We start from the raw sequence: 22,046 nt of genomic DNA, 5'->3' as shown, positions 1-22,046 counted from the left end.
TCTGGCAGCGTTCCTGTTTCTCCAGCATTAAGGAACATGTCCATGTATTGTTCGAACGAATTAAGTGATTCAGCTGTAGCTTCAGTGTTGTCAACTATTACTTTTCCAGTGATATCCTCAAATACCTTAGTTGCCTTTTGATTATCATTATTGACAATAGCTTCTCGAATTACTCTGGCACTTGAAAGGAAATGCTCTAACTCTTCTTCCGCCTGAAAGTAATCGCCACTATATTTTATTGAGCGCCAATCTGAATTATCATCAAACTGTTCGTTCATTTCTCTGAATTGCAAAGCATAGCTCAGCATTGAATCGCCATCATTGGAGATTCCTCTTTCTCCACATTCCAAGCGTTCTAATTTATATTCTTTAAGTGACTTAATTGGGGGAGGTTCAGAGCTGTTATATAAGTGAGTTGTTGATTGATAACGTTCATGAGCTAGGGCTAAAGGCGCATGATAATTTTCGTATGCTTTAACTACAATTTTTGACTCATCACTATCGAGAACGACTACAGCTCTCAATCTACGGATGATCTCGGTACGAATGTTTGCTACCGCAGCTTGTATAAGCTCCTTATGCACGTTTGCTACTCCTCCTTTATCATTTATGAATTCCATAATACGTGAAATTATCGCACACGCTATCCTAGGCTCTCTTGTTTTTAGAGAACATCGGAAGGTTGATCCTTGAATTCTGATATTGAGATAGTAGAAACCGCCTCTTATGATGGTGTGAGGAACTTTGATGTGTGCCATTTTGTGTGCCTTTGTGTGACACTCAGCTGATTAGCTGTTTACAACTTATGAAAAAGCCCTTGCGAAACAAGGGCTTTCATAAATAGTTGGAGCTAGTCGATAAGCCGGGTTCTGTCGTGGGCAACCATTCATCTAGGCCAGTAATTGCTTACTGGCTCAAGCAACACACCCGATCTCAACGTGGGCCACGCCATACGAGATCCTATTTGGTCTTGCTCCGGGTGGAGTTTACCTTGCCACACACTGTTACCAGCGGTGCGGTGCGCTCTTACCGCACCCTTTCACCCTTACCGGCGCTTTCGCGCTTAGGCGGTTTCCTCTCTGCTGCACTTGTCGTCGGCTTGCGCCGCCCAGGCGTTACCTGGCACCCTGCCCTATGGAGCCCGGACTTTCCTCCCCTTATTAACACATGACACTAGGTGCCATATCAAATAAGCGGCGATTGCCTGACCAACTCCGGAGCGGGATTCTACGCAGGTTAGGCCTGACTTACAACGGCTTTGGGCGTAGACGTTAATTAAACAAGAATCACAAACAGCCACACATAAAAACACCGCAAATTATGCGGCGTTTTTAAATACAAGCTTAAATAAGCTTAGATACTCACACGCTTATAGGGACGGTATTCTGCTTTCCAGAAATTCCCTTCGATTCGTTCACTGAGTACCTCGTCACTCACCTCTAATGCTAAACCTTGCTTCTGAGCAATCTTACCCACATCGAACGCTATTTTCTTACTCAGTTGGGCGATACAAGTCAAAGGAGGTAATAACTCGCTACCCAAGCCATTCGCCAATGGTGATGCATTCGCTAGGGCCGCACTGGTTGCCATCAGCATTTCATCACTGATCAGGCTCGCCTTCGCTGCCAATACACCCAAACCAACCCCTGGGAAGATATAACTGTTATTGCACTGGGCAATTGGGTAGGTTTTCCCGTTGTATTCAACCGGTTTGAACGGACTACCCGTGGCAATAATGACCTTCCCGTCAGTCCATTCAATGACCTGCTCGGGACGCGCTTCAACCTGACGGGAAGGATTGCTTAATGGAAAGATAATGGGTAAGTCGCAATGGCTCTTCATTTCTTTTATAACTTGCTCAGTAAACAAACCGGCCTGACCCGATACACCAATAAGAATACTGGGTTTAACCTGACTCACCGTCTCAAGCAATGATGGATATTGAGCGACTTTGGGCCAGTTTTCCTGTCCTACAAGCGGCTGTGCAAGACGCAACTGAAAGTCGCGCAAGCCTTGCATGTCGTCGGTCACTAAACCAAAGCGGTCCACCATAAAGACTTGACGACGAGCTTGAGCGTCAGAAATACCCTCACTGGTCATTTGCTTAATAATTTGCTCCGCAATGCCGCAGCCAGCTGAACCAGCGCCAACAAACACCACTCGCTGCTCGCTAAGTTTGTTACCTTTACTTTTGCAGGCCGCTAATATTGTGCCCACGGTTACCGCTGCAGTACCTTGAATATCATCATTGAAGCAACACACTTTGTCGCGATATCGCTCAAGTAACGGCATTGCGTTAGGCTGGGCAAAATCTTCAAATTGCAGCATCACTTCAGGCCAGCGTTTGAGCACAGCTTTGATGAACATATCTACGAACTCGTCATACTCAGCTTGCCCAATACGTTTGTGACGGGCCCCCATATACATAGGATCGTTCAGCAATTTTTCATTGTTGGTTCCCACGTCTAGCATCACAGGTAAAGTGTATGCTGGGCTGATACCGCCACATGCGGTATACAAAGACAGCTTACCGATGGGAATGCCCATCCCCCCTATTCCTTGGTCACCCAAACCAAGAATGCGCTCCCCGTCGGTAACCACGATAACCTTCACTTTACGCTTGGTGGCATTTCGAATGATGTCATCCATTTGATGGCGCTCAGAATAGGAAATAAACAAGCCTCGAGAGCTACGGTAAATATCAGAGAACTGTTCGCAAGCATCCCCTACTGTTGGGGTGTAAATGATTGGCATCATTTCATCAATATGCTGCTGGATCAGCCGGTAGTATAACGTTTCATTGTTATCTTGAATGGCGCGTAAATAGATGTGTTTATTGATCGGTTCATTAAAGCTCGAGTACTGCATGTAGGCTCGCTCTACTTGCTCTTCAATGCTCTCGTAACGTGGCGGTATTAAACCGGTAAGATTAAAGGCTACGCGTTCTTGGGCAGTAAACGCACTGCCTTTGTTGAGCAAAGGAGTTTCAAGCAAAGAGGGGCCTGAGTGAGGAATGTATAACGCACTTTTAGGCGTTGAGCTACTCATAAAAAGTGTCCTGTTTGGTGCGAAAACAAATGTTCTCGCGGAAAATTTAAACGCAATATATGAAAAATATGCTGCCAACTACCATCGACGATATTAACCAGCATCGTCTCACTTGGCAGCATTTTATCGAAAGCCCACACTATCAAACATCGATAACTAACTGGGCTTTGTTTATGGTCGCTATGATGCCTTAAAAAATATCTTCAAGTGGTTTGCTTTGTTTACTATTTTCGTCCGCTGGGTCGACAAACTCACTATCACTCACATAAGTGGTAGGCGCAGCCCCTGGGGCAAAGTATTCAAACAATGAAGTATGGTCAGTACGCTGGGTAAGTTTGCCACTGGCCCGGTCAATCCGCGTCGTAACAAGATCTGTCGGCATGGGGCGTTTTGTTTGAGGTACACCGTCCAATGTTTTTTGCATAAAACGTATCCATGCAGGTTCTGCCGCTTTCGCACCGTCTTCTCCACCTATCATGGCGTTTCCGATGAAGTTAAATTTCTGCGGATTCTTGTTAACCAAATTTTGGTTGCGGGAAGCTCGCCCTAAGCTACGTCCCATATCATCGAAGCCAACCCAAACCGTGGCGACTAAATCATTGGTAAAACCGCTAAACCAAGTATCTTTTGAATCATTGGTCGTACCGGTTTTACCTGAAATATCGTCGCGTTGCAGTAAATTACTCGCCCGCCAACCCGTACCTTGCCAGTAGGTTTTTTTATTCCAATTACCATTCGTTTTTACCGCAGTGCGCATCATTTCGGCTACCAGAAAAGCGTTATCAGCATCTAGCACTCTAGGCGCTGAACGCACTGGCTCTGCTGTTTCCAAAGCGCTCTCATCTTTGGGTAGTTGAGCAGAGCCCAGCTCAGCAGCTAACATAGCTTCGATATCCATATGCTCTTCTGATGTCGCAGTGGTTTGCTGAGTATTATCACTTGCCACATCACAAGGATCGCATGCCAGCGGTGGATTAGACTTCCATAATACTTTGCCGTAATCATCTTCGATACGCTCAACAAAATGCGGCTGGATCAAAAATCCGCCGTTGGCAATCACAGACATGGCGGTTGCCACTTCTAACGGCGTATGGGAGCCCGAACCAAGCGACACGGTTTCATCTTTAGGGATTTCTGCTAAATCAAAACCAAAACGTGCCAAATGCTGGGTCACTTTTTCAAGACCTACCGCCCTAACTAAGCGCACTGAAACCACGTTTTTAGATTTACCCAACGCGACGCGTAAACGGATGGGGCCATCATATTCTGGAGGGGAGTTCTCAGGACGCCAAGCATTACCCGTTCCCCGCTCCCATTGGTTAATGGGGGCATCATTGATGATGCTGGCTAAGGTGAATCCATTAGCTAAAGCTGAAGAGTAAATAAAAGGTTTTATATTAGAGCCAACTTGGCGTTTTGCCTGAGTCGCGCGGTTAAACTGACTCTGATAAAAACTGTAGCCTCCGATAACGGCCTGAGCCGCACCATTGTGTGGATCTAAAGCGATAAACGCGCTACTGGCGTCAGGATATTGTGTTAACTGCCAATGTTTATCATCTTCCCGCTGACGAATTAAAATCAACGATCCTTGGGATACAATATCGCTGGCTTTTTCTGGCTCATTTCCCTGGCGAGTATCAGTGATATATTTACGCGCCCAATCAAGTCCGTCCCAGTCTATGGTGCTATAGCGGCCAGTACGGGTAAAAATAGTAATGTCTTTTTCATTAACTCGAACGACTATCGCAGGTTGCATTGACTCGAACGTTTTATAGTCCTTGAGGAAATCCAGCATCTGCTCTTCCTCCCAGGGCTCGCTAGAAATAGCCGACGTCATCACTGATGATTTGTCATTGCCCACGGCCACAGGTAAATCTGCAGGTATCCAAAGCTGTTGCTCTGAACCACGATAACCATGGCGTTCATCGTAGTCATGCAGATTGCGCTGTACAGCCTGCTGCGCGGCAAGCTGCGTAGAAGATGGTACCGTGGAATACACTTGATAACCGCCTGTTTCGGCTTCTTCTTTACCGTACAACTCGACCATTTCGTTCCAAATCAAATCCGCTAAATAAGGTGCTGAAAACTCAATTTCTGCACCATGTTTTTTAGCCGTAATAGGGGCATTAACCGCTTCCTCGAATTGTGCTTTAGTGATGTATTTTTCATCCAACATGCGCAACAAGACTACTCTGCGGCGCACTATAGACCGATCAGGACGACTTATCGGATTAAGCACAGAAGGCGCTTGCGGCAAGCCAGCGATGGTAGCGATTTGCGCTAAATTAAGCTCGTTTACCGTTTTGCCATAGTAAACCTGCGCGGCAGCACCAAAACCAAATGCGCGATGACCTAATTCCACTTTATTCAAATACAGCTCAAGAATTTCTTGCTTGCTCAGCAACTGTTCCATGTGCCAGGCAATAAAAATTTCTTTGATCTTACGAATATAGGTTTTATCCCGAGTAAGAAAGAAGCCTCGGGCTAACTGCATGGTTAATGTACTGCCACCTTGGCCTTTTTCGCCAGTGAGGATCAAATTCACCACCGCCCGTGCCATTCCTATGGGATCCACGCCAGGATGCTGATAAAAGCGACTATCTTCAGTAGCCAGCACAGCGTTAATTAAATCTTGCGGCACATCTTCAATGGTCAGCGGAATACGGCGCTTGACGCCAAACTGAGAAATAAGCTTACCGTCTTGGGTATACACTCGCATAGGCGTTTGCAAACGCACATCTTTGAGCATACCGACACTGGGTAAGTCTGGTTTCATATAATAATAAAGGGCAAAAGTCGTTGCGACACCGACGACAAAAGCAAGGATAAGAATAAAAAATGCGGGCTTTAAAAACTTCACGAAAACAATATTACCAAGACAAGTTGCAATAAATGACTCATATTTTATACCTAAGTACCGTTATAAGAACCATAAATAATTAAAAATTAAGCAATAATACTAACATCCCGTTTTGTATATTTGCATCGGAACCTTAAGTGTTTAACAAACTATTGGCTAAAAAAGCACAGCATCTCATTGGTCTCGACATAGGCACACGCTATGTGAAGGCTATTTTGCTCGAGAAAAATAAACAGCAAGTGAGTGTGCTGGCCATTGCTTGCGAGCCAATAAATGGTAACGCGTTTGCTGAGCGTGAAGTAAAAGATTATGAAGCACTCAGCCAAGCACTCAAAAAAATTAAACTCAATTTGAAAAGCAAAGCCAAGCAGGTAGTTATCGCCGTATCTGGGCCTGCCGTGATCAACAAGCTTGCTTATATGGACAGTGATTTAACCGACGTTGAACTTGAAAGCCAAATTGAACTTGAAGCGGATAGTCTGCTTCCCTATCCATTGGAAGAGATTTATTTGGACTTTGAACGCTTAGGGCCAAGCCCGAGTTATCTAGGAAAAGTTGAAGTACTGGTCAGTGCTGTACACAAAGATATGCTCGACTCCCGCCTGACCTTGCTCAATGAAGTAGGATTTGAACCTAAAATTAGTGATGTAGAGCTTTATGCCCTCGCCAATGCTGTTATCCATTTTTCTTCACAGCAGGATGCGCTAAGCGACCCAAGTGACACAGCTCAGGAAGATTCAATTCAATGCTGTATCAACATTGGTGCATCTCAGCTGCAATTTTGCGCGGTAACAAACGGTAAGGTACTTTATACCAAAGAACACAATTTTGGATTAGATGCATTAACCCAAGACAGTTGCGCTAATTTCAACTTATCGCGGGTACAGTATGATCAGCAGCTCACTAGCAACACCTTACCTGACAGCTGGCAGCGTGATTGTTATATGCTGTTTCAAGCTAATCTGTTGCAACATATAACCCGCGCGATTCAGATGTATGTAAGTTCAACCCATCATGCCTCACCACAACAGCTTTTACTTTGTGGTGCCATCGGTCCCTTTACCTCACTGATAGCCGATATGAGTCAGGAGCTGGGCATAAAGGTAACGGCTTTTAATCCCTTGCTTAATATGCAAAGTGATGAAAAAGGCGCTGGGCTAATTGCATCCCATGGGGCAAATTTTGCCATTGCCGCTGGGCTTGCATTTAGGAGTTTTTCACCTTGCCACATATAAACCTTCTGCCTTGGAGAGAGGCGCAACGCCAACAACAAAAGAAGAACTATTTGACCCTGCTTGTTGGCATAGGCGTATCTATGGTGCTGTTGATGTTCGCAATTAGCAAAGGGATGGATCAGGTCATTGCGATCCAAGAAAATCGCAATCAGTTTCTCACTCAAGAATTGGTAAAAATCGATGCGCAAATCGGCAAAATTAAAGATATTAGACAAAGTAAGGAAGCGATTGAACAGCGCATGACGCTTATTGAACAGCTTGAGGTCAGCCGCAATGCGGCACCTATCGTACTTGATGAATTAGCCCGAGTCGTTCCCCCTGGCGTGTCTTTTAGGCGATTTTCTCGCACGGTCAATCGAGTAGAGGTAGACGGTGTGAGTGACTCAAATAATCGATTAGCCAATTTCATGCGCAATTTAGCTAATTCTGCCGTTTTTAATGATGCAGAGCTGTCTTCTATTGTCGCCGATACTACCGCCGCAGATGCCGTCAGCGAGTTTAAGCTCAAATTTAATATCAGCCCCGCTGTCGCCCCTGATTTCAATGTGCATCAGGGGGAGAAAAATAAATGAAATTTGATTTTAACAAACTTAAAGAGCTCAATGAGCTAGACTTCGACCAGGTTGCCATTTGGCCATTTGAAGTCAAAACGATTGTGACGTTATTCGTAGCGATTTTGGCGTTGATTGGTGGTTATTATACGTTAGTAAAAGACAAACTACCTTTGCTCGAAAAAGCCCAATTACAAGAGGTCGATTTAAAGCAAAATTATCAAGGTAAATACAATATTGCCGTTAACCTACCTGCTTACCAAGAACAATTAACTCGGCTGGAAAACGACTTTTCGTCAATGCTAAAATCCCTACCCACTAGTAATGAAACACCTGGCTTACTTGACGATATTACCTTCGTGGGGACATCCGCAGGATTAACCTTTAAATTACTCAATTGGCAAAAAGAAGTACCAAAAGAATTTTATACTGAGCTGCCGATTCAAATTGAAGTCACGGGTAATTATCATGCTTTTGGCAAGTTTGTATCGGATATCGCCGCATTACCGCGTATTGTGACTGTGCACGACTTTGAAGTGAGCCAAGAACTGTCGAATCTTAAACTTAAGTTGGCCGCCAAAACCTATCGGGCAGAGTTTACCGACTCGAATACGGATCCGGTGAAATGAGAGCCCTGATGTTACTGCTACTTCTTGCTTTACTCAGCGCATGCTCTGAGCAAAAACAAGATCTAGATAGCTATATTGCCGAAGTAAAAACCAATACCCCAGTTAACATTGAGCCGTACCCTGAATTTACCACTTCCCCGGCCTTCACTTATGCCGCGAATGAACGTCGCAGCCCTTTTCAGCGCTTGAAAAATGCCCCACAAGCTGAAACGACACCGGCCACACCTAGCTGCCCTCAACCGAATGTGGCACACGTAAAACAACCACTGGAACATCATGGCATTGACGCCATGGCATTTATTGGCAACATTAAAAAAAATCAACAAAGTTGGGCTCTTATCCAAACAAACGATGGCCGTTTATATCGCGCCACGGTTGGAGATTATCTTGGACTATTTTATGGTCGCATTACCGCCATAAAAGAAGGACAAATCACCTACACAGAAATGTTGCCTGATGGCACGGGTTGCTGGCAGCAAAAACAAGCAACCTTGTCCATGCAAGACAATGCAGGAGAGAATAATGGCTGACCGCCAATTACCACTTTTACCTAAGATGCTCATTAGTTTAATTGTCTTATTGTGCGTGTCTTGGCATCTGCCTACTATGGCGCAAGATGAACCCCTACTGGTCGACCCTATTGCTGCGCTTAACGAGCTCACCAATAATCAACTTGTAGACATTCAATTCACCCGCTCCAATGAAGGTTACGGTGTGGCCACCTTAACCTTTGACAACAACCGGATTACGCCGCAATTAATCGCCTCTAAGCAACAATTAACTCTAACGCTGCCGGATACTAAGCTGGCGCAGGATCAGCTTTTCACTTTAAACGTGGCTGAGTTTGCCACGCCCATTGCAGAAATCGAAACGTTTTCAAGAAAAGGGGCCAGCGTTTTAGAATTCAATCTATTAGAAGATGTGGTGTTTACCCATAACAGAAATGAAAATCAGCTAGTATTAACGGTTAAGCCTCAATCCACAGAACAAGCACAAAATGCAAGTGTGTATAACGGTGATCCCATATCCCTAGACTTTCAAGACGTGCCGGTACGCAATGTGTTGCAAATTATTGCTCAAGTAAATGGTTTCAATTTAGTCACCACAGATACCGTACGCGGTAACGTGACCGTTAGTTTAAGTGGCGTACCGTGGGATCAAGCTTTGGACATGATCTTAAAAATACGCGGCCTAGATAAGCGTTTAGAAGGCAATATCTTGTTAATTGCCCCCTCAGAAGAACTCGCATCACGCGAAACCCAACAATTACAGAATCGCCAGCAAGTTGCTCAACTCGCCCCTCTCATCTCGGCAAATTTACAAATCAATTATGCCAAAGCCAAAGAAATTGCCAGCATTTTAAAAAACGCTGAGAGCAGTATATTAAGCCCCAGGGGCAGTGTAGCAGTAGACGAACGCACGAATACCGTGCTGCTAAGAGATACACAATTGTCTATCGATGAAGCGCGTATGCTCATTAGCGCATTGGATATTCCGGTAAAACAGGTACTCATCGAATCTAGAATGGTCACTGTACGTGACAACGTAGACGAACAATTAGGTGTGCGCTGGGGTTTAAGTAACAAGTCTGGCAACAGCACTATATCGGGCTCGTTAGAAGGCGCAGATACGCTAGGCAGTGGCGTTGTGCCCTCACTGGACAACCGAATGAATGTGAATCTTCCGGTCACGGGTGCCGCTGGCAGTATAGGTATTCAAGTGGCACGTTTGGTAGACGGTACCATTTTGGATTTAGAGCTATCGGCGCTTGAATCTGAAAACAAAGGTGAAGTGATTGCCAGTCCGCGTATAACCGTAGCTAATCAGCGCGAAGCCTATATCGAGCAAGGTACCGAAATCCCGTATGTGCAATCCACCTCTAGCGGCGCCACATCAGTTGAATTCAAGAAAGCAGTGCTAAGTTTAAAAGTGACGCCGCATATTACCCCTGACCATAGGATAATTTTAGATTTGGTGGTTACTCAAGATACCCGAGGTGATACGGTCAACACATCAACTGGACTGGCGGTAGCCATTGATACCCAAGAAATCAGTACTCAGGTTTTGGTAAATAATGGCGAAACGATCGTCTTAGGCGGTATTTTTCAGCAGACTCGCACCGACGATGTAACCCAAATCCCACTGCTTGGAGACATCCCTTTCTTCGGTCACCTGTTTAAAAGCACCCAAATGGTCAACGAAAAACGAGAATTGTTGATTTTTGTCACCCCTAAAATATTACTCGATAATGCCGCTGCGCAATAGGGTAAGGTGCGCTATATAAGGCGCAGAAGCGACTCACGGTATAATAGTATATTTGGCAGATAACAGGTGCTGGGCATTTAAATTTCACCTAGACTTAACAAAGCTTGCAAATTTCAGGGTAAAGCTGAGATAATCCCGCTCTCGAAATTTCAACGAGGTCAGGTTAATCCATTTAAGGGTAGCCGCGATAATAGTTTTCTACCCCCGAAATAAACAGAATTGTGAAATAAGCAAAAATGGCTGAAAAACGTAATATTTTTTTAATAGGTCCGATGGGTGCTGGTAAAAGCACGATTGGCAGACACCTCGCAGACGAACTTCATTTAGAATTTTATGATTCAGATCAAGAGATTGAAAAGCGCACTGGCGCAGATATCGCTTGGATCTTTGATTTAGAGGGTGAAGAAGGCTTTCGCGCTCGTGAAGAAACCGTCATCAACGATTTAACCGACAAGCAAGGCATTGTTTTGGCAACAGGCGGTGGTTCTGTGGTCAGCAAAGCTGTTCGTAATCGCTTATCAGCGAGAGGCATTGTCGTTTACTTACAAACCACCATCGACAAACAAGTCGCTCGCACCCAACGTGATAAACGTCGTCCATTATTACAAAAAGACGATCCAGAAACTGTTTTGCGTAGACTTGCAGAAGAACGCAACCCAATGTACGAAGATGCTGCTGACTACATTGTAGATACTGATGAGCAAAGCGCCCGCGCCGTTGCCAATCAGATCATTGAGAAAATCAATCAGTAATAGCTAAAATATTATCTCGAAAGGGCTGCGCTTATGACAACATTAACAGTGAAGTTGGGTGAGCGTAGCTACCCCATTTTTATTCAGCCGAGTTTGCTTACTCAAAGCAATCAACTGGCCGATTTTATCAAAACTGATAAAGCCGTATTGGTCACCAACGACGTCGTTGACCCTCTTTATAGTCAAATTATCATCGATAGCTTGCCGACCATTGAGATACAAAAAATCGTGATTGCCGATGGCGAACAACACAAGAACCTTGCTAGCTTTGAACACGTTATTTCGCAACTGCTGAGTATGTCTGCAGCCCGAGATACAACCTTAATCGCTCTCGGCGGCGGTGTTATTGGTGATTTAACCGGTTTTGTTGCTGCCAGTTTTCAACGTGGCATGCCATTTATCCAAATCCCTACCACTTTGTTATCTCAAGTCGATTCCTCCGTAGGCGGTAAAACGGCAGTAAATCACCCTTTAGGTAAAAACATGATTGGTGCGTTTTATCAGCCAAAAGCCGTTTTTATCGATACCACGACCCTAAAGACCCTGCCACCTAAGGAATTTTCCGCTGGCATGGCCGAAGTGATTAAATACGGGATCATATACGACCAAGCATTTTTCAGTTGGTTAGAGCAAAATAGCGCGCAATTGATAGCCCAAAATGTTGAGACCTTACAATATGCCATTGCGCGCTGCTGTGAAATCAAAGCAGAGATTGTAGCCATAGATGAGCGTGAAGCTGGCTTGCGCGCTTTGCTTAACCTCGGACACACTTTTGGCCACGCCATAGAAGCAGAGCAAGGCTACGGTAATTGGTTACACGGTGAAGCGGTTGCAGCCGGTATGGTCTTAGCGGCAAAAGCTGGGCAAATGAAAGGCTGGATGACTGACGTTCAAGTTCAGCGCATTGTAACCTTATTGCAGGCATTCTCGCTGCCTATCGCGCCACCAGCAGACATGAATTACGCTACCTTCATGCAACACATGGTACACGACAAAAAGGTTCAGGCGGGTAAGCTAAATTATATTCTGCCGACCGCCATTGGTGAAGCCGTCGTCACGTCCGACTTAGATGAAACCTTACTGACGGCTTTATTAAACTAGTCGTTGATTAAACTATTTGAGTAAACATCTTTGCAAAGCGAACTGCACAAACGCCTTAATCATTTAATTCAATATTCATCGGGACTCATTTTAATTAAATCTGAGCCCGATTTCAGCGTGTCAACATGCGTAGACGCACTATTATCTGAACAAAATGAAAATGACGAAGTGGCCGTGTTAACCGTTAAGCCAAGCATGATGCTAGACGACTTTCGTCAGCAGCTAACCCAACAACTATCAAGTAAATTAGCCCCTAGATCAGGTAACCTCCCCTTAGCCCAGCTGTTAGCTCCTAGTATCGGACAAATAGAGTCAGGGCAATCCCAAGGTTTGCTCATCTGTATTTCTAAAGGTGAGCAGCTGTCCCCCAGCATGCTGGAAGACTTGCAGCAGTTGATCCTAACCTTGCACGCGGGCAGCGAACGCCAAATCAATGTGCTTGTTTTTGCTCAGCCACAATGGGTTAACCAAACATACCAAATTCTCGGAAAAGACAATAAAAATAACGTCATAGTAGTTGATGCTGGTGCGTCAACTGAGCACCCGTCTGATGTATCTGGCAGCGAATTGGAGCAGTTGATTGCTAACAAACGCCAAGCTTTTGCTCAGCGTATTGAACAGCGCAATCACGTCCCCCTAACACAAGCGCCTAGTGTCATGCAGCGCCCTTGGTTTATTCCGGTTATCGGGCTGTTATTTTTTGCTCTATTTGCTGGGATATTACTTTCCCAATATCCCGAGCTTTTAGACGGTGAAGTTGATAGTGAATTAACGACTGAAACCGACCCTATCCACCCTAGGTCAAGTTCAGCGGCGGATCCCAGCAAAGACACTGACAAGAATACTGATACTAGACCTCAGGATGATCAGGTCAGCACGACAGGTGTATCAAAGGGTAATTCCGAACGCGACAACAATACAGCAGATGATATTAGCTCGACTTCAATGGCTCCTCTAGCCTCAGTAGACGCTGATACGCCTGCGCCTGCCGCTACTCAAGGTGATGCTCTAGTATCCAATTGGATGAGTGAAAGTAAGCGCATAGATGATGCACAAACACGAAAAAATGCAGATATTCAGTCACTGCATGATGCCGCGCCGGAAAATAACAATGTGCAAACAGGCAGCTTGCGCAAACCGGTTGCCGCAGATGTGCCAACAGAGGTTCCTCTTCCTGTTGCAGTAAATGGGAATAAACCACCTAAAGAAATAGCGAAAGCAGAAAAATTGCCTACTTACCTCTTTGATGAAGCAGAAATTTTAGCCCTACCCGATGCAGGATATGTGTTACAGATTATCGGTTTCAGCATGCGCGACGCCATCGACAACTATCTGCGCGCTAACAACATCCAGCAAGATGTTTGGGTATATCAAACGAAACGTTACAATAAGGACTGGTACGTGTTGCTTTACCACAAACACTACCCTTCTTTAGCCGCAGCCCTGCAAGGTGTTGCTTCGCTACCAAAAGGCATGCATGACGCAACACCTTTCCCTAAAGCCCTGCAAAAAGTGCATCAAGAAATTGATTCTGCGAATTAAACCCACTTGCCAATTGTTGTTTTTACCTTGGCTCGTTACAATCCCTACTTTCCCCTTCTTATTCGAAAGCAGGGCCTGATAAGAATCTTTAATGACCAATAAGAAAAACAGAGCCTTTTTGAAATGGGCGGGTGGAAAATATCGGCTAGTTGAGCAGATAAACCAACATTTACCTTCTGCAAAAAAATTAGTTGAGCCATTCGTTGGCGCTGGCTCCGTATTTCTGAACACGGACTTCACAAGCTATTTACTCAGCGACATCAACCCGGATCTCATCAACCTGTATAAAATTTTGCAGGAGCAACCCGAGCGTTATATTGAAGATGCTCAAGCGCTCTTTACCGCGCAAAATAACGATGCTGACGCCTACTATGCTATGCGTGCTTTGTTTAATGCCAGTGAAGACATATATGAGCGAGCAGTCTTGTTTTTGTACTTAAACCGCTTTGGATACAATGGCCTATGTCGTTATAACTTATCGGGCAAATTCAACGTGCCATTTGGCCGCTACAAAGCCCCCTACTTTCCGAAAGATGAATTGTACTTTTTTGCTGAAAAGTCTAAAAAGGCTCAGTTTGTTTGTGAGTCCTACGAAAAAACCTTTAGCCGAGCGCGTACCGGCAGTGTTATTTATTGTGATCCTCCTTATGCCCCCATTAGCAAAACAGCAAACTTTGCCAGCTATGCTAAAAGTGGATTTTCCATGGCAGAGCAAAGCAATTTAGCCTTAGTTGCGGCTAAAACAGCCTTTGAGCGTGATATTCCAGTATTGATAAGCAATCACGACACAGCAGATACCCGCCGACTTTATGCCTTGGCACAATTGTCAGAACTTCAAGTCAGTCGCTTTATTAGCCAAAAAGGCAATGGTAGGAAGAAGGTCAGTGAACTCTTGGCTCTTTACGTTAAGCCAAGTTCACGTTAGGTGATGAATGCATTGACGACCGCAATGCTCAGGAGCTAGAGAACCAAAACGCTAAGGTTAACTGGGGATAACAACAGACACGATAAATATCAGTGACACGACCAGGATAACGACAAAAATAATCCCGACTACCACGTAGGGTACAAAAGACTGTTGCTGAAAATCACGTTCACGATTTGCACTACTTTGCACACCAAACACACTGGCTGCTACACTTTTAAATACATCCCATAAACCGCTTTTTGCATTATCCATACTAATTACGCTCGAGGTTGAAGATCGTCCGTTTCTTCAGCATAACGCGAAAGTAGCTCAAGTAAATCAATAAAATGCATCTGAAACGAATTTGAATTGCCTGTTACCCACCCAGACCAGCTAATCACATCAGCTTGCTCTTTAGCACAGCGGTTAATTGGGTGACTCATGGGTAAGGCATGATCAAACGCCAACGATTCGGGACAGCTACAGAATAAGGTTTCATTATTCATCGACGTTTTACCTACCGCCAACATGGCAACTAATGCGAAGGCACCGAGGCCGATTAGTTTTTTAAAATGCGCTTTCATAACCCCTCCTAGTCGAAATATCTTGTTGCATTATACCTTATACTTTCGTCTAACGATTAAAGTTCACCTCAAATGTCAGGCTATTCATCGCTAAAATGATAATATTTTACCCATTTATTACCCAAGTCAAGCAACACAAAAAATCTTATTCCCAAGAATAGGGCGAATTAAAAGCCCATGCCCCAACTAACGACAAACTTAGAATCATCACCCTGTTCTGGCTGCGTATTCGAGATGGCCTCCCTATCGTCTTTAGCAAGCTTAAACATAAAGTCGTCTTTGATTAAGTCGGCTGGTAAAAAACCGTAGTCAACGTCACTTTCGAAATAAAAAACACCATAACTGAGCTTGTAATACATATCACTGGTATCAAATAAGGTCACCTGGCGCACCGCCATAGTCTAGATACTCGTTTTTCTGAGCCGCTACCGTTATCCCAATCAAGTAGGCCGACCCAAGTCTCCAATCACATAATAGATAAATGAAAAAACCCCAAAGTGAAAACTTTGGGGTTTTTAGCATTGACGTAAAGTTTATTTAAATCTGAAACTTAAAGTTCAAAATCTAGTGCATAACCTACAGTAAATTTAATTGAATCGTTGTCGTAAGCGTCAACACCTGAATCGTCTAAGTCAGTGCCAGTAACAGCGAAGCTAAAGCCGTCTTTCGCCACCGAGATCCCCCAGTCTGCATAACCATCTGGTACACCGTTAAAATCTTCAGCGAAATCACCTTGGTGGTAACCCACGTGAAATCCTAGTTCTGCCCCATTGAGTACTGGCATCCCATAGTCGACTGAAATATATGATGCTTTACCAAAACCATAATCGCGACCTTCGCCTTCGTCAGCTTCAGTGTGCGCCAACAATGAAAGTGTTGCACTAAGACCGCCATAGCCTATCGAGCCATATACTTCCGCAAAGTCAAAGTTTGCTTCATCGTCGTAGTTGTAATAGAGGTAACCAACATCGTAAGTGATGTCGCCAGATTCACCTGATAAGCCGAAATACATATCGTGCTCGTACGAGTAAACATCATCTGCTCCATAATTGACGTTGGATACCCATGTACCCGCATAGAAGCCACTTTCGTGAGCATAATCGATACCGCCTTGTACCGCAGCGTCGTTAGTTGTTTGTGTTAGACCACGCCAAATATAGTTACTGGTAACGCTTGCGTTAGCAGTAACTTCTGCAAATGCGCTTTGGCTAACGACAGAACTGGCAAGAACGGCGGCTGCTAGTGCGGTAAGTTTTAATGCTTTCATGTGTGTGTGCTCCATATGTTTTTAGCTAATTCAATTTTTGTTGAGATAACTTCGATTTTTCGTTAATTCTTGTTACAACTACGCAAAAGCGATGCCTAAATATTGAACACAAAATAAATTCACCAACGACAATCTATCCAATTGATAAATATATATTTTTTACGTTAAATACTATTTCATTTAAGACAGGGGATGAGATAATACTGTGCATTGATGCACCACAAAAAAGCGAAAGCCCTGTTTTGGGGCGCAGTTGATACTTTTGTCAAAGCGTGTTTTTCGGTACAGTTACATCTTTGCGCAAATCGAGGCTTATATGCGTCCCTTTTTAATTGCTCCTTCTATTCTTTCCGCTGATTTCGCCCGGCTTGGCGCTGAAGTAGACGCTGTTTTAGCCGCAGGTGCTGATGTAATTCATTTTGATGTTATGGACAATCATTACGTACCTAATCTAACCATCGGCCCGATGATATGTAAGGCACTGCGGGATTACGGCGTGACCGCTGAAATTGATGTGCACTTAATGGTAGAGCCCGTAGATGAAATGATCGTCAGCTTTGCCAAAGCAGGCGCAAGTATGATTAGCTTTCATCCCGAAGCCTCAAGACATGTAGACCGCAGCATTCAATTAATAACCGACTCAGGCTGTAAGCCTGGGTTAGTGTTAAACCCCGCAACCTCACTAGATTGCTTAGATTACACACTGCACAAGTTGCATCATATTTTACTGATGTCGGTTAACCCGGGCTTTGGCGGGCAGGCTTTTATCCCAGAAACCTTGGATAAGCTGCAAATAGTCAAAAAAATGATCCAAGCCAGCGGACGTGATATCCGAATAGAAATTGACGGGGGCGTAAAAGTCGATAATATTCGCGCCATAGCCGAAGCAGGTGCAGACATGTTTGTTGCAGGCTCTGCCATTTTTAATCAGCCAGACTATCGTCAAGTTATCGATGAAATGCGGGCTGAATTAGCCAACGTTTCTCCGACATAATTCCAATCAGACACTAACAGTAGAAAAATATCTTATGAGCAAACCAATTGTATTAAGCGGCTGCCAGCCATCAGGACAACTTACGATGGGAAATTATGTTGGCGCACTTCGTCAATGGGTTGATATGCAAGACGATAATGAATGTCTGTATATGTTGGTAGACATGCACGCCATCACAGTGCGCCAAGATCCTAAAGCATTATACAATGCTTGCCTTGACGGATTAGCTCTATATGTTGCCTGTGGCATTGATCCGAACAAAAGCACAATTTTTATGCAGTCACACGTGCCTCAGCACGCTCAGCTCGGCTGGATCATGAATTGTTATACCCAGATGGGCGAACTGAATCGTATGACGCAGTTTAAAGATAAATCAGCCAAAAACGTCACTAATATTAATTCAGGGTTATACACCTACCCTGCGTTAATGGCGGCAGATATTCTGCTTTATCAAGCAAAACAAGTTCCGGTGGGCGAAGACCAAAAACAGCACTTAGAGCTCACACGTGACATAGCCACCCGTTTTAATAATCTGTATGGCGATGTGTTTACGATCCCTGATCCCTACATTCCTGAAGTGGGTGCGCGTATCATGAGCTTACAAGATCCCCTGAAGAAGATGTCTAAGTCTGACGACAATGTTAATAACTTTGTTGGCTTGCTGGAAGATCCTAAAAAAATCAGCAAGAAAATTAAACGTGCCGTGACCGACTCTGACGAACAAGCGCGCATTTACTTCAATACTGCGGAAAAGCCTGGTGTTTCGAATCTACTTAGCTTGTTGTCATGTGCCACAGGTAAGCCCATTGCAGCATTAGTACCTGAATATGAAGACAAAATGTATGGTCATCTAAAAACCGACGTAGCTGACGCTGTAGTCGCCATGTTGGAGCCTATCCAAGCTAAATTCAAGGAGTTGCGTCAAGACCAAACTGAGCTAGAACGCATAATGGCGGCAGGAGCAGAAAAGGCGCAAGCTAAAGCACAGAAGACGATCGATAAGGCTTATCAAGCCGTCGGTTTTGTGGCCAATCCATTGCGCAAATAAGGCAATGAATTTTAATTGCTCGTTGTAAAAAGCAGCCAAATGGCTGTTTTTTTATGCCTTAAAAACCGGCACTAAAACGTACATAAGTACGTTTTGCGCCAGTCGGCAAGGCAAAGGAAAACAAGCTGTTAGGTTGGGATAACAACTTGAGCCCCTTATTGCTGTTCAAAGCGATAAATTGACTTGAACTGAGTAAGTATGTTGCAAGGATGTAAAAATGCGTATGGCAGTAAAAGTCATTTACCATACCAAATAGGACATTCATGCACTAATGGCATCCATTTAGCGCTCCCCATCGCCATCCCTAGATTTTAGACTTTCGATAAGTACTCGGGGCAACGCCGGTCCAGCTTTTAAACGCACGCGTAAATGTCGCCGCTTCGGTAAAACCCAGTAAACGTCCCACTTGCGATATGGCCATATCAGGCTGACTCAAATAATGGATCGCTTCATCGCGCCGCACACTGTCTTTTAACTCTTGAAAGCTAGTGCCCTCTTCCAACAGCTTGCGCCTAAGGGTGCGAATTGTCGTATGCAGTTGCATGGCAAGATCTAACATACTGACAGCTGACATATCGTCAGTGGTTTCGAGGTAATTTAATACCTTACGAGTATAAACGGGGAAATATGACTGACGTTTAAACCAATCTAATGGGCATCGTTGCAGGTAATCATTTAGGTTTTGCTGGGTTTGCACCACAGCAGCACTGAGAATAGCGTGTTCAAATTCAAAATAATTATTCTCTTGCTGGTACACAACTTCACAGGGAAACATGAGACGATATTCTTCATGATGAGCAGGTTTTGCATGCATAAAACCGATTTTTCTTAACGGAATACGCTGACCAATGAGCCAACTTGGAAAACGGTGCCACAGCAATAACAAAAAATCGATAAGTACATGCTCTGGATCCAGTTCAGGTTTGGTTAACTGCAAATAAAAGCGTGCGTATTTTTCCCGCTCTTCAAATTTAAGCTTGGTCGCTCCGGCAATCAAATTATAAAAACGCGTCCCTCTTCTATACACCTGACGTAAACTGGCACTATGTGAAACCTGCTTAGCCATCAAGTTGAACACTCCATGACGAGACGGCTCACTGCCAAAACATAGATATTCATCGTCAGCGCTGTGCCAAACTGACTGCATCAGACGACTAAGTTGCTCAGGGGTGATGCGCACTTCGTTGTTATTCAGCAAAGCATGACTTAAACCTGATTCATGCAGCAGTTTTTCTTCATCTAATCCCTGCTCTATTGCTCTTTTAACAATCCCTTGGGCGAAATGAACGGAAATAGAATGGTGTTTATAACGCATGGACGGTTAGCAACTCACTGTATGAAATAAACTAAAAACCTTTATTAATAAAGTATATCGTTTTGCGTATCTGACGGAAATCATTCTGATAGATTGAATGAAGCTCAGTGATAAAAAAAGCACCATAGGTTGCCCGATGATGCTTTTAATCAAATCAATGTCCTAAAAAATCGACTAAAACGCATCTTCAGGCAAAGACATAATGCTATCGCTGCCAGCCTGAATAGATGCAAAACATGCTTGGCTGCGCACAACCATATGCTCACAGAAGAACTGTGCAGAGATAAGCTTAGCATTCAGAAAGTCTGCATTACCTTCACCGGCGGCTAATTGTGCTTTTGCTTGCATGGCACTTTTTGCCATTAGCCAACCGCCACATAAATAACCAAACAACATCATAAAGTTAACGCTCGCACTGCCAGGTGCATCTTTGTCTGTCGCGGCAATATCTAACAACCATTGGCGGGCCGCAACACCACATTCTAAAGCGGTTCGACACTGCTGTGCTGCGAGTGTGAATTGCCCTCCCATAACATCAAACTTTGCTAAATCCTGCGCAATTTCATCAAGCAGCGCCCCTAAGGATTCACCGTTATTCACTAGGGTTTTACGCCCAACCAAATCCAATGCTTGAACGCCTGTAGTGCCTTCATAAATGGTTAGAATTCGTGCGTCACGGTAAAATTGTGCTGAGCCGGTTTCTTCGATAAAGCCCATGCCGCCATGAATTTGTGTGCCTAAATAGGTTAGCTCTTGGGACAACTCAGTGCACCAACCTTTAACGATTGGCGTAAAAAGCTCACTGCGAGCAGCATTGCCACGGTCAATTTCAGCAGCAGCGACTAAACACAATGCGCGCATGGCTTCAGTAGATGACTTCATCTGCATCAACATGCGTCGCACATCTGGAAACTTCATAATGGTGAAACGACTACCGTCTTTCTTGGTTCCCTGTAAACGATCTTTAGCGTACTGCAGTGCATGTTGGTATGACGCTTCTGATGCAGCCAAGCCTTGTAAGCCAACACCTTGGCGTGCGTGATTCATCATAGTAAACATGTAAGAAAGGCCTTTGTGAGCCTCACCAACTAAATAACCTTTAGCACCGCCTTTGTCACCAAAGCTCATGACACATGTGGGACTACCATGAATACCGAGCTTGTGCTCTAAAGAGACACAAAACGCATCGTTACGCTCACCTGGATGACCATTCTCGTCAAGATTAAACTTAGGCACGATAAACAAAGAAATACCCTTCACCCCTTCAGGGGCATCAGGTAAGCGCGCCAACACCAAATGCACGATATTATCGGTCATTTGATGATCGCCCCAGGTGATGAATATTTTTTGCCCACTGATCAAGTAGTGATCACCATTGGGAATCGCTTTGGTTTTCACCGCCGCTAAATCGGTACCCGCATCCGGCTCGGTCAAATTCATAGTGCCCGGCCATTCACCGCTTAACATTTTAGGCAAGTACGACTGCTGCAAATGTTCACTGCCATGATGGGAAATTGATTCAATCGCGCCTTGGCTGAGCAAAGGACATAATGCAAACGCCATGTTAGACGTATGCCAAATCTCGTTAACCGCACTGCCCAGCACATTCGGCAAGTTTTGCCCGCCAAATTCTTCGGCACCTGTGAGTGAAGCCCAGCCGCCGTCCATATATTCTTGGTACGCTTCGGCAAAACCAGCCGTTTGCTGCACGCCTGGACCGCCATCTTTTTCAATCATAGTCGGATGATGTAAATCCCCGACTTTATTAAGCGGCGCCAACACACCACTACCTAGTTTGCCCGCTTCGGACAAAATAACCGAGGCCAATTCACTATTAATGTCTTCGTGGCCCATTTCTGCGCAAAGCTTGTCAAAACCAACAAGTTCATTTAAAACGAATTCAGCGTCTGCTAGTGGGTGTGTATATTCACTCATAATTTTACTCTTA

Annotated in this window: 21 protein-coding genes and 1 other RNA gene; 11 read left to right on the top strand and 11 right to left on the bottom strand. The window is 44.5% G+C overall.

Annotation, left to right across the window (positions count from 1 at the left end; all coding sequences use genetic code 11):
• The 4 genes from GPLA_RS15035 to GPLA_RS15025 form a co-directional block, all read right to left on the bottom strand.
• On the bottom strand, positions 1–758 hold a 758-nt coding region (locus GPLA_RS15035), incomplete at its 3' end, for a hypothetical protein (RefSeq protein WP_040514975.1).
• Between the two features lie 84 nt (positions 759–842).
• An RNA gene (rnpB, locus tag GPLA_RS22995) (RNase P RNA component class A) lies at positions 843–1,216 on the bottom strand.
• Positions 1,217–1,353: 137 nt separating this feature from the next.
• Entirely contained in the window at positions 1,354–3,048 is a 1,695-nt protein-coding gene (locus GPLA_RS15030) for an NAD-dependent malic enzyme (RefSeq protein WP_007105797.1), read from the bottom strand.
• Between the two features lie 190 nt (positions 3,049–3,238).
• On the bottom strand, positions 3,239–5,908 hold the full coding sequence (locus GPLA_RS15025; RefSeq protein WP_007105795.1) for a penicillin-binding protein 1A: 2,670 nt from the start codon (positions 5,906–5,908) through the stop codon (positions 3,239–3,241).
• 137 nt (positions 5,909–6,045) lie between these two features.
• On the opposite strand from GPLA_RS15025, the gene pilM reads away from it, so the two are divergent.
• From pilM to GPLA_RS14980, 9 genes are all read left to right on the top strand, one after another.
• Positions 6,046–7,143, top strand: a complete 1,098-nt coding sequence (pilM, locus tag GPLA_RS15020; RefSeq protein WP_007105794.1) for a type IV pilus biogenesis protein PilM — start codon at positions 6,046–6,048, stop codon at positions 7,141–7,143.
• Positions 7,131–7,715 carry a PilN domain-containing protein gene (locus GPLA_RS15015; RefSeq protein WP_040514973.1) on the top strand — a complete coding sequence of 195 codons (585 nt, stop codon included), beginning with the start codon at positions 7,131–7,133 and terminating at the stop codon, positions 7,713–7,715. The genes pilM and GPLA_RS15015 overlap by 13 nt, the downstream gene beginning before the upstream one ends.
• Positions 7,712–8,323, top strand: a complete 612-nt coding sequence (locus GPLA_RS15010; protein ID WP_007105792.1) for a type IV pilus inner membrane component PilO — start codon at positions 7,712–7,714, stop codon at positions 8,321–8,323. The genes GPLA_RS15015 and GPLA_RS15010 overlap by 4 nt, the downstream gene beginning before the upstream one ends.
• 8 nt (positions 8,324–8,331) lie before the next feature.
• Positions 8,332–8,853, top strand: a complete 522-nt coding sequence (locus tag GPLA_RS15005; protein WP_007105791.1) for a pilus assembly protein PilP — start codon at positions 8,332–8,334, stop codon at positions 8,851–8,853.
• Entirely contained in the window at positions 8,846–10,588 is a 1,743-nt protein-coding gene (locus tag GPLA_RS15000; protein ID WP_007105790.1) for a type IV pilus secretin PilQ, read from the top strand. The genes GPLA_RS15005 and GPLA_RS15000 overlap by 8 nt, the downstream gene beginning before the upstream one ends.
• 236 nt (positions 10,589–10,824) lie before the next feature.
• Positions 10,825–11,340, top strand: a complete 516-nt coding sequence (gene aroK / locus GPLA_RS14995) for a shikimate kinase AroK (RefSeq protein WP_006990745.1) — start codon at positions 10,825–10,827, stop codon at positions 11,338–11,340.
• A 33-nt stretch (positions 11,341–11,373) separates the two neighbouring features.
• Positions 11,374–12,441, top strand: coding sequence for a 3-dehydroquinate synthase (gene aroB, locus GPLA_RS14990; protein WP_007105787.1), 1,068 nt, complete (start codon positions 11,374–11,376; stop codon positions 12,439–12,441).
• Between the two features lie 30 nt (positions 12,442–12,471).
• Positions 12,472–13,983, top strand: coding sequence for an SPOR domain-containing protein (locus GPLA_RS14985; protein ID WP_007105786.1), 1,512 nt, complete (start codon positions 12,472–12,474; stop codon positions 13,981–13,983).
• Between the two features lie 91 nt (positions 13,984–14,074).
• Positions 14,075–14,908 carry a Dam family site-specific DNA-(adenine-N6)-methyltransferase gene (locus GPLA_RS14980; protein WP_007105785.1) on the top strand — a complete coding sequence of 278 codons (834 nt, stop codon included), beginning with the start codon at positions 14,075–14,077 and terminating at the stop codon, positions 14,906–14,908.
• A gap of 57 nt (positions 14,909–14,965) precedes the next feature.
• Here the strand turns inward: GPLA_RS14980 and GPLA_RS14975 are convergent, their stop codons facing one another.
• From GPLA_RS14975 to GPLA_RS14960, 4 genes are all read right to left on the bottom strand, one after another.
• The gene (locus tag GPLA_RS14975) at positions 14,966–15,163 is read right to left on the bottom strand and encodes a DUF2970 domain-containing protein (protein ID WP_007105784.1); all 198 of its coding nucleotides are present in this window, start codon (positions 15,161–15,163) and stop codon (positions 14,966–14,968) included.
• Between the two features lie 5 nt (positions 15,164–15,168).
• Positions 15,169–15,474 carry a hypothetical protein gene (locus GPLA_RS14970; protein ID WP_007105783.1) on the bottom strand — a complete coding sequence of 102 codons (306 nt, stop codon included), beginning with the start codon at positions 15,472–15,474 and terminating at the stop codon, positions 15,169–15,171.
• 167 nt (positions 15,475–15,641) lie between these two features.
• A complete protein-coding gene (locus GPLA_RS14965) occupies positions 15,642–15,872 on the bottom strand; it encodes a hypothetical protein (protein WP_007105782.1) in 231 nt (76 codons plus the stop codon).
• A gap of 152 nt (positions 15,873–16,024) precedes the next feature.
• Positions 16,025–16,741 carry a TorF family putative porin gene (locus GPLA_RS14960; RefSeq protein WP_007105781.1) on the bottom strand — a complete coding sequence of 239 codons (717 nt, stop codon included), beginning with the start codon at positions 16,739–16,741 and terminating at the stop codon, positions 16,025–16,027.
• Between the two features lie 316 nt (positions 16,742–17,057).
• On the opposite strand from GPLA_RS14960, the gene rpe reads away from it, so the two are divergent.
• Together rpe and trpS are read left to right on the top strand one after the other, a co-directional pair.
• A complete protein-coding gene (gene rpe, locus GPLA_RS14955) occupies positions 17,058–17,735 on the top strand; it encodes a ribulose-phosphate 3-epimerase (protein ID WP_007105780.1) in 678 nt (225 codons plus the stop codon).
• A gap of 34 nt (positions 17,736–17,769) precedes the next feature.
• Complete coding sequence (trpS, locus tag GPLA_RS14950; protein WP_040514966.1) at positions 17,770–18,783, top strand: tryptophan--tRNA ligase; 1,014 nt, start codon at positions 17,770–17,772, stop codon at positions 18,781–18,783.
• Positions 18,784–18,841: 58 nt separating this feature from the next.
• Here the strand turns inward: trpS and GPLA_RS14945 are convergent, their stop codons facing one another.
• The 3 genes from GPLA_RS14945 to GPLA_RS14935 all read right to left on the bottom strand — a co-directional run bounded on the left by GPLA_RS14945 (position 18,842) and on the right by GPLA_RS14935 (position 22,033).
• On the bottom strand, positions 18,842–19,048 hold the full coding sequence (locus GPLA_RS14945) for a hypothetical protein (RefSeq protein WP_007105778.1): 207 nt from the start codon (positions 19,046–19,048) through the stop codon (positions 18,842–18,844).
• Between the two features lie 39 nt (positions 19,049–19,087).
• Positions 19,088–20,098, bottom strand: coding sequence for an AraC family transcriptional regulator (locus tag GPLA_RS14940; RefSeq protein WP_007105777.1), 1,011 nt, complete (start codon positions 20,096–20,098; stop codon positions 19,088–19,090).
• A 174-nt stretch (positions 20,099–20,272) separates the two neighbouring features.
• Positions 20,273–22,033 (bottom strand): acyl-CoA dehydrogenase, encoded by a 1,761-nt coding sequence (locus tag GPLA_RS14935; RefSeq protein WP_007105776.1) that lies wholly within the window; start codon positions 22,031–22,033, stop codon positions 20,273–20,275.
• Between the last annotated feature and the right edge of the window lie 13 nt (positions 22,034–22,046).

It is taken from the genome of Paraglaciecola polaris LMG 21857, assembly GCF_000315055.1.
Lineage (GTDB): Bacteria > Pseudomonadota > Gammaproteobacteria > Enterobacterales > Alteromonadaceae > Paraglaciecola > Paraglaciecola polaris.
The sequence above is the reverse complement of the archived record's forward strand: the minus strand, read 5'-3'. Positions and strand labels throughout refer to the sequence as shown.